Raw genomic sequence first — 12,105 nt, 5'->3', positions numbered from 1 at the left:
GAGTACGGCCGCGTTACTCGGTCGCGTGGAGCTTGTCCTGTTTGGGGAGCCAGTACAGCGGCCAGAGGATCTGGACCTCGTCGGAGCCGGGGTCGGGGTACTCCCAGCCGCTGTTCCGGAGGAACGACTGCTCGAACTTGCTCTGGATCGGCATGATCGGGAGGTCCTGGTTGACGACCCAGGCCAGCTCCCGGATGATCTCCAGGGCCGCCTCCTCGTCGGGCTCGGAGGCGAGGTCGTTCAGCCGCTGTTGGAAGTCGACCTCGATCGTCCCGTCGCCGTCTCTGGCGGGCACCTCGGTGCTCTCGGGGTAGTTGAAAAACGAGCTGTCGGCGCTCAGCTGGCGGTTGAGCAGGTTGTGTCGCAGCGAGTAGTAGGGATGGTTGAACTCGGCGGCGCCCTCGTTCCACTCGAAGTTCGCGAGCTCGAAGTTGCTCTCTCCCAGGTTCTCCTCTAGGGTCCCCCGCTCGTCGCCGACGAGTTCGAGGTCGAACCCGAACTCGTTCAGCTGGGAGGCGACCGTCTCGGCGGCCGCGACGAAGTCGCTCCAGCCGGCGGGGTAGTTGAGCTCGGCCGAGATCGTGTTCCCGTCGCCGTCGACCCACATCCCGTCGCCGTTTTGCTCGTAGCCGGCGTCCTCGAGCAGCGACGCCGCCTGCTCCTGGTTCTGGTCGTAGGACTCGTAGCTGTCGAGTTCGTCGCCGAGGTAGTCCTCAATGGCCGCGGTCGTGATCCCGCAGGGAACCTCCGGGACCTGCTTCGATTCGGGGTCTGCGTTCTGGGCCGCGAGCTCCCAGTCGGTCGCAAACGCCATCGCCTGGCGGACCTCGCGCTGGCCGAAGACCTCGTGGTCGTGGTTGAAGACGATCCCGGCGCCGAACGTGCCGGGGATCTGGATCTCGTCTAAGTCGTCGCCGAACTGTCCTTCGATAACCTGGACGGGAACGAACAGGCTGAGGAGGCCGTCGAACTCCCCGCCCGCGAGCGCCTGGTAGTAGGCGTCGTTGCTGCTTCGCTGTTCCATCCGGTAGCCGTTGAAGTTGATGAAGTCGGCGTCGGGGTGGTCGTCGAACGCCGGCGCGGCCATGTACTGCTCGGTCGAGTCCTCGTCGGAGAACTGGAACGGGCCACAGGTGACCGGCTGACGGTCGGCCATGGAGGCCAGTTCGCCCATGACCTCCTCCGAGTCCTCCCCGTCATCGATCCGCTGGAGGTACTCGCCGTACACCTGGGAGGGGGCGTTGACCCACTGGGTCAACAGCACCCATTGCATGATCTCCTGGTTTGCGGGCCCCGAGAGGGTGATGACGACGGTCGTCTCGCCGTCGGCCTCGACCGACTCCGCGAAGTCCCAGATCTCGCCGTCCTGGTACTCCGCGAGGCGCATCCCGACGACGACATCCTCGGCGGTGACGGACTCGCCGTCGCTCCAGACGAGGTCGTCCCGGAGCTCTACGGTGACTTCCTCCTCGCCGATCTCCCAGTCGGTCGCGGCGTGGGCGATCCACTCGCCGGTCGCGATGTTGTAGTTCGCGAACTCCTCCCAGAGCGCGTTCTCGAGCTGGCCGCCCTGGTTCGCCGGGTTGTAGGGGTTGAACTGGACGTTCGTCGGGTCGCTCCAGTTGCCCGTGACGAACCACTGGTCGACCTGTGCGGGAGCGTCGCCCTCGCTCTCGTTGCCCTCGCTTTCGTTCCCCTCGCCGTTGCCGTTTCCGTTCCCATTGCCGTTGCCATTACCGTTCCCGTTCCCGTTTCCGTTCCCGTTCCCGTTCCCGTTTCCGTTCCCGTTCCCATTGCCGTTTCCGTTTCCGTTCCCGTTTCCGTTCCCGTTCCCGCCGTCGTCGCCCATACACCCTGCGAGCGCGGCGGCACCCGACGCGCCCGTGAGCGCGACGAACCGTCGTCGCGAGACTACCCCGTCGTATCCGTCTTGCTGACGCTTATCAGCCATACACCTATCCTGTTCTGCCCGACATACATAAACATTACTTAGTTGTTTCACGTGATGGACTCGGCAAGAAACGCCCTCCGACGGCGGAGATTCCCGACCAACCGGCGGGTTCCGTCGCTGTGGCGGCTACGACGCGAGGACGTTCTCCTCGAGCCAGTCGGCCGTCTCGCTCGCGAGATCCCGAACGTCCGGGTCGGGATCGCTCTCGGCGACCTCCCGGAGCGGCTCGATCGCCCCGGCGGCCTCGGCATAGCCGAGCGCCCGGATCGCCCGGCTCCGGACCAGCCGCGAGTCGTCCTCGAGCAGGTCGATCAGGGGGTCGATCGCGGACTCTGCGGCCGCCGGGTCGGCTCTGGCGACGCGTCCGATGGCGTCCACGATCCCGCCCCGGACGTGCTCGACCTGGTCGTCGTGTTCGAGTTCGGGGACCAGATCGGGAAAGCGGTCGGCGACGACCGCCGGGGCCTCGCCGGCGACCGCCACGAGGACGTTCGCGGCGACCTCCTTCGTCGCGGCCGAGCGCGCGAGATCGGGTTCGGGGAGGTCGATCGTCTCCTCGGCGTCCGGTGGTGTCGGCTCGCCGGGTTCGGGGAGGTTCGGTCCCTCGACGATGGCCGCGACCAGCCCGTCGGCGTGGTCGACGAACGACGCCGGTCGCTGCCGGCCCAGCGCCGCGACGGCCCGTGCCGCCCGGAACCGGTAGAGCGGGGCGATGTCCCGGAGGTTGGCGACGAGTTTCGGGATCGCCGGCTCGACGAGGTCGGGGCGTTCCTCGGCGAGGAGCCAGCAGACGAGCGCGGCGTGGCTGCGCGCGAGCCCGTAGGACTCGTCGAGGCAGTCGACGACGTCGTCGGCGAACGGGACGACCCGGTCGGGATCGTCGATGGCCAGCCCGACCAACACCTTCAGGCCCGTGTTGCGCATCTCCTCCCGGTCGTCCGCAAGGAGTGTCTCGACGTCCTTTCCGTCGATCGCGTCGGGATCGGATCTGGCGGTATCGACGAGGTGGGTCGGCACCTCACGCGTCTGATCCATGCTCGGTATGGGCCGCGTGAGCGTTAAATAGTTCCCGGCCGCCGGCTCACTCGCTGGAGTCCTCGGCGTACTGCTCGCGCCGGAGACACCGCCGGATACAGTAGCCGATCGGGACGAAGGCGACGAGGACGATTCCCATGTTGACGACCGCGATGACGTACTCCGGGGAGCCGGGGTCGGCCAGCCAGAAGCCCAGGACGGTAATGGCTCCGAGCCCGACCAGCAACGAAAGGAGAAAGGTCAGATGTGGCCGATGGTCACAGACCAGGTCCCAGAACCGCTCGCTCGCACTCATCGCCCGGGACGGGGACCGCGGGCGGCCGGACTCCGATGCATGGCCCCATTCCCTGGCCGACCGTTTAATATCCATCGGGACAGGGACCGCTTCGCGAGCGAACGCGACCGGCGACGACCTGGCGTTCGCCATCCCGGGCGCCGTGACGGTCCCGGGACCCGATCCCCGATCGGCACGGGGTCGGTTCCGACCCCGCCCGGGCCGATAGTACCATAAGTTCGATAGTATATCGATCCAATAATTTGGTTTACTATTTCCAGGTTTCTCGATTCCTCGTCGACCGGGAAGTCGGCGCTCGTTCTGTATCTCTCGTGAAGTATCCTATCCAAGTGACGAGGCGGCCGATAATCCGATTGAGGAAGCCATCGTCCGGCCTCTCCGATAGCTGGTATCACGGCCGCTAATTCGCTTATATGGGTCCGCCTCACGATCTCGGGGGTCCGAACCATAGTCGATATGAGATAACTTTATATCGTATAATATCCCCTCAGGAAGGACACGGGACGCTCTCGAAGGGGGCGACTGGGGGCGAGCGAAAGGGCCAGCGAAAACGTCACGCGAGAACGGTTACCCGCTCGAAGCGAAGAGGTCGTCGACGGCCGACCGTGCGGCCAGTGCGGCGTCGTCGGCGACCCGGTCGGGGTCCGGGTCGGCGTCGGCGGGCGGGTTCAGGTAGACGTCGACGTCGAGAACGTCGTTTTCGAAGCTGACGGTGACGTCCAGATCGCGGACCGCCGACTGTTTGTAGCGGGCGAAGACGACGCCCTCGGCGGCCTCGGCCGCGGTCCGGACGACCTCCTCGTCCGTGGGTCCCCCCTCGGCCATCCTACGCGCCGCCTGCGGGACCGCCGGGACCGCCCATGGCGCCGCCACCGCCCAATAGGTCCTCGAGTTCGCCCTGGAGCTCCTCGAACTGCTGTTGGACGCGATCCTCCTGTTTTTCGAGGGTCTCGAGGCGGACCTCGAGGCTGTCGACTTTCTCGGAGAGTTCTTCCTCGGCGTCGTCGTACTCGGTCTCGACGAACAGTTCGCCGACCTGGCGGTACATCGTGGTGTCCTCGTCGATGCCCTCCAGTTCGTCGAGGGCGTTCTCGGCGTCGGTCATCGTCGACTCGGCTTCCTGTTTCTGGACGGCGACGGTCTGGGCCGTCTCCTGGAGGCCCTGCAGTTCGTCGATTTTCTCCTGTGCTTCCGGCGGCAGATTACCCTGCATATCTCGACGGTCGTGATCCGGCCTGATAAAGCCAAGCTTTGTCCATCGATCGAAACCCCGTTGGGGGTGGGCCCGTCACTCGTCGCGACGCGCACCCTCGACCGAAGGACCGTCCCGCGAGGCGATCTCCTCAACCCGTTCGGCGACGTCGATCAGCGAGAACCAGGTGTTGAGTGCCGCTCGGAGCGCGACCGCGTCGCGGGCGCCGATCTCGATCGTAACTCGCCTCTCCTCGCGGTCGAGTTCGGTCCACGACCGATCGTCGTCGATCTCGCCGACCTCGCGGGCGACGCTCTCGGCGACGATCCGCGCGCTGCCCGGCGAGTCGTACTCGAACGAGAGAACGGCCTCGTGTACGGGCGAAGACCCCACCGGCTACTCGACGGCGACTTCCTTGACGTCGCGGCTGCGCTCCTTGAGCAGGACGCGGTGGCCACAGTACGGACAGCGGACGCCGCCGTACTCGTCGAGTTCGACGTCGCGTTTACAGCGCGAGCACTTGTAGGCCATTACTCGTCCTCGCCGAGGGCGGCCCGGATCGACCGGCGAACGGTCCGGCCTGCGGGGGTTTCCGGCCGGTAGGCGCCTCCCGTAAAGAGCTCGCCCGTCTCCTCGTTCTTCCAGATGCCGGTGCCGACGCGGGTGACGTCGTCGTCGTCGACGGTGGCCGATTCCATGTCCGCTTCGATCTCGGCGACCCGCCGGCGGGAGACGCGGCCGTAGCGTGCGCCAAACCGGCCCGCGCTGCCGACGATTCGGGTTCCTTGAGCCATATGCTATCCCTATCGTCAGCGGGCCAATAAACCTGTTGAGTCCGGTCCGTCACCGAAACCCCTCCTCGTCCAGGACGCCGTTGAGATCCTCCCGGATCCGCTCGCCTATCTCCCGATCGCGGGCAGTCGTCACGATCCGGTTCTCCTGGACGCTCGAACCGTCGCGCAGGAGCATCCGGATGTTGCCGCCGTCGTCGGCGCGGGTCACCTTCGCGCGCAGGCCCGACTGCGAGCCCGAGCCGCCCGCGTCGATCGGTCCGGGGATCACCTTCTTGACGTGGGGGTGATCGGCGACCGCCCGGATCGCCGCCATCCCGGTTCGACCCCCGATGAGCGTCGAGTGGCTCCCGCCGATCTTCTCCAGAGGCGGAGTCTCGACGACGTCCGGCGCCCGGTCGCCCCGGCCCGCGAGGACCGCCCCGACGGGGTCCTCGTCGTCGACTCGCAGGAACGTGTGGTGGACGTCGTCTCTCACCGCCCGGACCACCTCCCGGTCGCCCGCGGCGTACACCTCCTCGGGGCGCTTGCGCCGGATCTCGTCGCCGAGGAGCCCCGCGAAGTTCCGACGTTCGACCGGCTCCAACTCTCCCTCCTCGGGCGTCGTCGTCACCGTCGTCTCGCCGACGACCTCCTCGCCGTCGAGCATCGTGATCGTCGCCCGCTCGCGGCCCGCCTCGAGGACCACCGTTCCCGTGTTGGCCTCCCGGCAGACCAGACAGAAGTCGCCGGGCTTCTCTATGGGGGAGCCACACTGCCGACACTCCATGGCCGAGGTTTCGGCCGGCGCCCTAAAACGGGCGCGTTCTCGTCTATCCCATGTCGATCGGGTCGACCTTCATGTACTCTCGGGCCACCACGGTCGCGTACGCGCCCTTCGGGAGCGCAAACGAGAACTCGAGAGGGTCGTGCTCGACTTCGATCTTGGTCCGGACGAGGATCGCCCTCCGGGTTCCAGTCGAGTGAAACTCGCCGGAGAGATCGAAGTCGGCGGGCGCGAGGTCGAGTTCGTCCAAGACTTCGCGTTCGATCTCGCCCTGTTCGCCGTCGGCGAGTTCGGTGTCGGTTCCGACCAGCGGCGCGGTGACGAACGCCCGCCCGCGCGCACAGTGGCGCGCGACAGACTCCACACGTCGATCGGTGACCCGCTGGCTCCGGTCGGGGTCCGGTACCGCGAGCTCCCCCGAGAGGTCGCCGTCGAGAAAGCAGACGACGTCGCCCTCGACCGGCCGGTCGAACGGCAACTCGCGCCGGAGCCGCTCGCTACAGATCCGGTTGAACGCGTAGGACTGGGCGGCGTGGACGAACAGCCGCTGGAGGTTCGAGGGAAGTTTCTCGATGGCGGCCCGGAACACGTCGGGATCCGGCTCCTCGCCGTGGCCGGCGAGTTCGTGGAGCATCGACCGCTCGTAGCCCAGTCCCCGCGGGAACTCCTCGAGGGCGTCCTGCCAGTCGCGGGTGTCCTCGACGAACCGCCGTGCCTCCTGGGTCTGCTCGGGTTCGTCCGCCGTGGGGCCGCCGAGGTAGGCCATCACCGCCCCCTCCCAGTCGCCCCGAACGATCTCGAGACCGACGGCATGGGTCACCGGTCGACGGCTGCCGAACCGTTGCTGGCCGAAGAAATTGGGGACGCCGATCGCCTGCCCGTCGCCCTCCGCAGCCTCGTCCTCGCCGTCCCCGCTATCGGGTCCACCGTCGCCGGCGAACGCCGCCAGCTCCTCGGTGATCCCCGGCGCGTTCTCGGGGCGCTCGGGGTCGTCGACAACGATATCGAAGGCGTTGCCCGCGAGGTCGCCGAACTCGAGTCCCCGCCCCGCCCGGCCGATGGGCTCGATCCCCGCGCCGTCGATCTCCGGGAGGTCTGCGGGCGCGAGATCGGGGGCGTCGATCGAGAACAGTTGGGTCGTCCGGGCGTACTTGTCCTTCGTTCCCGCCCACGAGACCCGTTCGCGGCTCATCTCGAGGGCATCGGAGAGCCGTTTGGCGAAGTCGTTGGTGTCCCAGTTCGACAGCGTCGCTCGGAAGACGAGGTGGGGGTAGGCGTCCGTGCTCGCATCCAGGAGCTCGGTCGGGAACGCCTCGAGCTCGCGGACCCGGAACCGGTCGTCGCGGCCCCGCAGTCGACCGCCGACGCCGTCGGCCTCGCTGGCGTAACCCTCGATGCCGACGGCCTCCTCCGTGGGGTGTGCCGGACGCATTGGAGGAGATGGGGGAAGCCGCGCCAAAGGCCTCCCGGTCCGCTCCCGTCCGCTACGCCGGCCGCTCACGCCTCAGCCGAACCGCTCGGCGAGGCGCTCTGCGGCCTCCTCGACGCGGGGCGTGACCAGCGCGAACCGGAGCCAGTCCGAACGGGAGTCGCCAAAGGCCTCCCCTGGCATCCCCGCGACGCCGATATCGTCGATCAGTGCCTCGACGTTCTCGAGGGTGCCGGGATACCCCTCGAATCGGGCCATCACGTAGAACGCTCCGTCGGGACGGGTGTACTCAGCGCCCGCCGCCTCGAGGGCCCCGGTAAAGGTCTCGACCCGTTCGGCGAGCAGTTCCCGGTTGGCCTCGTGGTAGGCGGGATCGGTCTCGCGGAGAGCGTCGAGGACGGCGTACTGGGCCGGTCGGCTGCCGGCGACGTTGATCAGCATGTGGCGGCTCTTGGCCTCCTCGACGAGGTCGTGAGGAAAGACGGCGTAGCCGACGCGAAACCCTGTGATCGCGAGCGTCTTCGAGACGGAGTCGGTGACGATCCGGTTCTCGGACTCGACGCCGAGCGCGCTCGCGAACGTCCCCGAGAGGTCGTAGTGGTCGTAGACCTCGTCGCTGAGGAGGATCGCGTCGTACTCCTCGGCGACGGCGACGAGTTCCCGCATCGTCTCCTCGGGGTAGACCGCTCCAGTGGGGTTGTTCGGCGTGTTGACGACGAGACAGCCGGTGTCGGTGCTCGCGGCCTCCCGAACCCTCTCCGGGTCGAGTTGCCCGTCCTCCCCTGCGGCGACGAACCGCTGGCTCCCGCCGAGCAGCGTCGTCTTCCCCGGATAGTAGGGGTAGACCGGGTCCGTCAGGAGCACCTCCGAGCCCCGATCGCGCTCGAGGGCTCGAGCCATCGCGAGGTAGTTCGCCTCGCCGGCGCCGTTGGTGACGACCACCTGGTCGCGGTCGACGCCCCGTCGAGCGGCGATCTCCTCGCGGAGCTCGAGGAGGCCGTCGCTCGGAGGATACTGGAACTCGCTGCTCTCGAGGTCGGCGTACTCCCGCAGGCCCTCCCGGAGCGCCTCGGGGGGCTCCCAGTCGGGGTTGCCGCTGACCATGTCGATCACGTCCCGGTCGGCCCGGACCGCGTAGCGCATGACGTGGAAGAAAAGCGGGGTCTCGTACTCCATGCGGTGGAGTGGGTCCGGAGGGTCCGTGGGTCTTTCGTCGGAAGCGCCCCGTCCGAGGGGACTTCCATCGGATAACCCTTCGGGTAGGTCATAGACGAGCTTCACCGTCGCCAAGACGTATCAACCGAGAATCCGAACGACGTATCATGAAACGACGCACACTCCTGGTAGCGGGCGTTGGCGTTCTCGGCGGGTGTCTGGAGACGGGTATGGACGGTTCGCCGGGCTCGACCGGGACGAGCGATGACGACGAAGCAAACGAAACGAGCGGAACCGACGAGGCGAAGGGATTCGACCAGAACGACGAAGCAAACGGAACGGACCGGGACGACGAATCGAACGGGACGAGCGATGACGACGAGTCGAACGGAACCGAGCAGGACGGGGGCTCGAGCGGAACGAGCGGAACCGACGAGGCGAACGGAACGGATGAGGACGAGGGATCGAACGGGTCGGACGAAGACGACGGCTCAAACGGGACGGACCGGAACGGCGACTGCAAAGGCGACCTGATAATCTCCGAAATCTATCCCGACGAGGTCGAACGGGACTACATCAGCCACGAATACGTCCGACTGGTAAACGACGGCGAGTGTGCCATCGAAGTCGGCGGATTCACGATCGATTACGGGAACGGAAACGAGTACGAACTCTCCGACCTCGAAGTAGAGCCCGGTGCGCGGATAGTGCTTCGGAGCTACGGCCGCCCGGACTCCGTACTGGAGTCGTCTCCACCCATCTACCTCCGTTCTGCGGGCTTCGGCGACTCGACGGATACCTCCGTGATGGACGGCTCCGGGGTCGTGACGCTTCGGAACGACGATGGAGACGTCATCGACGAGAAGCGCTATGACGAGGACGCCTGCAGGACCGAGGACGCCCTCGAGATTAAGTACACGTGCCCGGAGGAGGTCGAACGAAAGTACATCAGCTACGAATACCTCCGGATCGAGAACACGGGAGAGTGTGCCATCGACGTGACCGACTTCACCGTAGAGTACGTGAACGAAGAGGCAACGAGACAGTACACGATCCCCGAACTCGAGCTAGAGGAGGGAGAGATACTCGAGCTCAGGAGCCGAGCGGGAGAGGACACGTGGCTCGATACGGATCCGGGTGTCTACATCCATCACGCTGGCTTCGGGGACGGAGACGAGACCTCGGTCATGGACGGCACCGGACTCGTGGTGCTTCGAGACCGGAACGGGGACGCAATCGACGACTACGAGCACGACGACACCGACGACGAAGCGTGCTTGCGGTAGCGAGCATCCGACCCGCACGGGAGGGGAGTCCGTCCCCCGGAGGACACTGGAGATCCCTCGCGAGGAAGTTCACGACGGATCGAGCAGCTCATTCCGTCGGTCCACAGTCGGTCACCTGGAACTCGACACCGACGGCGTACTCCGTTACGCACGACCGATCGAGCGCCGCAGCGGGTTGTACCACGAGCGATCGGCGCCCGTCGCCCTCCCAAGCTACAACCGTCCTTTCAGCTTGGGGCAGCTACTTTTCCCGTCGGTCCCATCCCCCGAACGGGTCGGTCGCCACGACCGGCTCGCGGGCGAGGTCCGACTGACACGGCCCTCCGCTCCTCATCTCCGTCGTATCGACCGCGTTACTCCGAGCGTGGTATCTACCGCTATCAGTGATTCCACATTCCGTGATCTCGGTAGAGCAATGCGAGATAGAGCACGAAGCCAGCACGAACGATTTCTCTCGGCAGGCATTCCGAATCCGCTACTCTGCCGATGCTGATCAGTCACGTCCTATCCGCGCCACGCTTTTTGTCGTCCGTCCAGTAGCAAGCCGACGTGTACCACGACCTATTGATCCCGACGGATGGATCCGATGCGAGCGCCACGGCGCTGGACCACGGCATGGAGATCGCATCGAGTACGGGTGCGACGGTGCATCTCCTACATGTCGTAGATCTCGGGACGGAAATGTCCGCCTCAGGTCTCGGTAACATCGCGGACGACCTCACTGAAACGCTCGATGAGGACGCCGAATCGGCGCTCACCCAAGCCGAGGAGAGGGCCGACGAGGCCGGTGTCACCTCCGAGCGTGCCGTTCTCGAAGGATTTCCGGACGACGCAATACACCAGTATAGCGCCGATAACGGGATCGACCTCATTGTGATCGGAGAAAGCGAGGGATCAACCCTCTCGGAACAACTCTTCGGAAGTACCACGGAAGACGTTCTCGACTCGGTAACGACCTCAGTACTAGTCGCTCGTGAATGAGTCTCCGCGGATCCAACCCCACCGTATTGAAAACCTTCTCCCGTTCAGAACGTTTTGACCACCTCCCGCGCCTAAAGTCGCGGGAATCCCACCATGGGATTTCAGGCCGAGCGCGGCCCTAAGGTTTCAAGACGCATACGCTCCAAGCGTCAATTGCTGGGTTTCAGCATCGGCGTGGCTGTCTTGCGGGCCGGTCAAACAGCCCCCTTCCTCAGCCGAGTCATCGCCATCCGTGTGTTCTCTTGAATGGCTCTCTCCGCCGAGGTAGCGGTCTGCAATATTGAGCGCGGCGTTGATGTCCGCGTGGTACTCCGAAACCCAACACTCCGAGTTGGAACACTTGAACGTCGCTTGGTCGGGTCGGTAGCCCTGCTCTCCGCAACAGTGGCACGTCTTTGAGGTGTATGCAGGATTCACTGTCTCCACGCGAATCCCTTTCTCGGTGGCCTTGTACCGAATCTGAGCGTGCATCTTTGCGAAGCCCCATCCGTGAAGCCGCCGGTTCATGAACGCGCCGTAGTCCATGTTCTCGCGGATGTGAGTCAAGTCTTCCAGAACCAGCACGGGGTTCTCGAATTGGCCGGCGTAGGCGACAACCTCCGACGTGGCCGTGTGAAGGATGTGTTCGACGTGTCGCCACAACTCGTCGCCGTAGGATTCAGCGATACGTTCGCTTCCGCGTTTCTCAAGGCGTCGAGTCGCCATGAAATACGTCTCACGGAGTTGTCGCACTTGCTTGCCCTCGTCGTTCCAGAGGTTGGGTGTAGCCGGGGAGCCACGCTCGTCACGGTGACACACCGTTACCAAAGAGGCTTCCCCGATGTCTACCCCAATCGGCGGTTCGTCCGCCGAACTGGGTCGTTCTTCCACGTCCCGCGTTGCGACGATGTGCAAGTACCACTCGCCACCACGGTCGAACAGCCGACACTCGCCCATCGTCGCGTCCTCCACGTGCAATGCTTCCAGCCACTCTCGCTGTTCGGGGTTTGGTTGCGCGGGGAGCCACAGGTTGTAGTCGTCGTGGTGCGGGATTTTGACGTACCACTCGATGGCGTTCTGTGGGTTGTGGTCGAGCTTCGGACCTTCGTTCGTGAACCGAACAGGGTGGTCGTCGTGAATCTCGTTCGCGTCGTAGCTTCCGCCACAGAGTTGTGGGACGTACTTCTTGAGCGCGTTCTTCGCGTATCCGCTCAGGTCGTAGTTTACCACCACGTCATTCGCTTC

Annotated in this window: 14 protein-coding genes; 2 read left to right on the top strand and 12 right to left on the bottom strand. The window is 65.5% G+C overall.

What is annotated here, in order from left to right; genetic code table 11:
* Nucleotides 1–13 precede the first annotated feature (13 nt).
* The 11 genes from DVH23_RS11105 to DVH23_RS11055 all read right to left on the bottom strand — a co-directional run bounded on the left by DVH23_RS11105 (nucleotide 14) and on the right by DVH23_RS11055 (nucleotide 8,635).
* The gene (locus DVH23_RS11105) at nucleotides 14–1,951 is read right to left on the bottom strand and encodes an ABC transporter substrate-binding protein (protein WP_114577506.1); all 1,938 of its coding nucleotides are present in this window, start codon (nucleotides 1,949–1,951) and stop codon (nucleotides 14–16) included.
* 126 nt (nucleotides 1,952–2,077) lie between these two features.
* Nucleotides 2,078–2,986, bottom strand: a complete 909-nt coding sequence (locus tag DVH23_RS11100; RefSeq protein ID WP_114577505.1) for a HEAT repeat domain-containing protein — start codon at nucleotides 2,984–2,986, stop codon at nucleotides 2,078–2,080.
* Between the two features lie 46 nt (nucleotides 2,987–3,032).
* A complete protein-coding gene (locus tag DVH23_RS11095; RefSeq protein ID WP_114577504.1) occupies nucleotides 3,033–3,281 on the bottom strand; it encodes a hypothetical protein in 249 nt (82 codons plus the stop codon).
* Between the two features lie 567 nt (nucleotides 3,282–3,848).
* On the bottom strand, nucleotides 3,849–4,106 hold the full coding sequence (locus DVH23_RS11090) for a DUF3194 domain-containing protein (protein ID WP_114577503.1): 258 nt from the start codon (nucleotides 4,104–4,106) through the stop codon (nucleotides 3,849–3,851).
* A gap of 1 nt (nucleotide 4,107) precedes the next feature.
* Nucleotides 4,108–4,494, bottom strand: coding sequence for a prefoldin subunit beta (locus DVH23_RS11085; RefSeq protein WP_114577502.1), 387 nt, complete (start codon nucleotides 4,492–4,494; stop codon nucleotides 4,108–4,110).
* 75 nt (nucleotides 4,495–4,569) lie between these two features.
* Nucleotides 4,570–4,866: a KEOPS complex subunit Pcc1 gene (locus DVH23_RS11080; protein WP_114577501.1), complete on the bottom strand. Its 297-nt coding sequence runs from the start codon at nucleotides 4,864–4,866 to the stop codon at nucleotides 4,570–4,572.
* 3 nt (nucleotides 4,867–4,869) lie between these two features.
* On the bottom strand, nucleotides 4,870–5,004 hold the full coding sequence (locus tag DVH23_RS11075) for a DNA-directed RNA polymerase subunit P (protein WP_114577500.1): 135 nt from the start codon (nucleotides 5,002–5,004) through the stop codon (nucleotides 4,870–4,872).
* Nucleotides 5,004–5,267 carry a 50S ribosomal protein L37ae gene (locus DVH23_RS11070; RefSeq protein ID WP_114577499.1) on the bottom strand — a complete coding sequence of 88 codons (264 nt, stop codon included), beginning with the start codon at nucleotides 5,265–5,267 and terminating at the stop codon, nucleotides 5,004–5,006. The genes DVH23_RS11075 and DVH23_RS11070 overlap by 1 nt, the downstream gene beginning before the upstream one ends.
* Nucleotides 5,268–5,316: 49 nt before the next feature.
* Nucleotides 5,317–6,033, bottom strand: coding sequence for a DUF2103 domain-containing protein (locus DVH23_RS11065; protein ID WP_114577498.1), 717 nt, complete (start codon nucleotides 6,031–6,033; stop codon nucleotides 5,317–5,319).
* 43 nt (nucleotides 6,034–6,076) lie between these two features.
* Complete coding sequence (gene truD, locus DVH23_RS11060; protein ID WP_114577497.1) at nucleotides 6,077–7,462, bottom strand: tRNA pseudouridine(13) synthase TruD; 1,386 nt, start codon at nucleotides 7,460–7,462, stop codon at nucleotides 6,077–6,079.
* A gap of 72 nt (nucleotides 7,463–7,534) precedes the next feature.
* Nucleotides 7,535–8,635 carry a pyridoxal phosphate-dependent aminotransferase gene (locus tag DVH23_RS11055; protein ID WP_114577496.1) on the bottom strand — a complete coding sequence of 367 codons (1,101 nt, stop codon included), beginning with the start codon at nucleotides 8,633–8,635 and terminating at the stop codon, nucleotides 7,535–7,537.
* A 146-nt stretch (nucleotides 8,636–8,781) separates the two neighbouring features.
* Here DVH23_RS11055 and DVH23_RS11050 point away from each other — a divergent pair, with 146 nt between their 5' ends.
* Both DVH23_RS11050 and DVH23_RS11045 read left to right on the top strand, forming a co-directional pair.
* Nucleotides 8,782–9,900: a lamin tail domain-containing protein gene (locus DVH23_RS11050; protein WP_114577495.1), complete on the top strand. Its 1,119-nt coding sequence runs from the start codon at nucleotides 8,782–8,784 to the stop codon at nucleotides 9,898–9,900.
* A gap of 549 nt (nucleotides 9,901–10,449) precedes the next feature.
* The gene (locus DVH23_RS11045) at nucleotides 10,450–10,881 is read left to right on the top strand and encodes a universal stress protein (protein ID WP_114577494.1); all 432 of its coding nucleotides are present in this window, start codon (nucleotides 10,450–10,452) and stop codon (nucleotides 10,879–10,881) included.
* A 126-nt stretch (nucleotides 10,882–11,007) separates the two neighbouring features.
* Here the strand turns inward: DVH23_RS11045 and DVH23_RS11040 are convergent.
* Nucleotides 11,008–12,105 (bottom strand): RNA-guided endonuclease TnpB family protein (locus tag DVH23_RS11040; protein ID WP_157972393.1); only part of this gene is annotated, 1,098 nt, incomplete at its 5' end.

It is taken from the genome of Saliphagus sp. LR7 (assembly GCF_003344565.1).
GTDB lineage: Archaea > Halobacteriota > Halobacteria > Halobacteriales > Natrialbaceae > Saliphagus > Saliphagus infecundisoli.
Note: the sequence above shows the minus strand (reverse complement) of the source record. Positions and strands in the feature narration are given on the sequence as shown.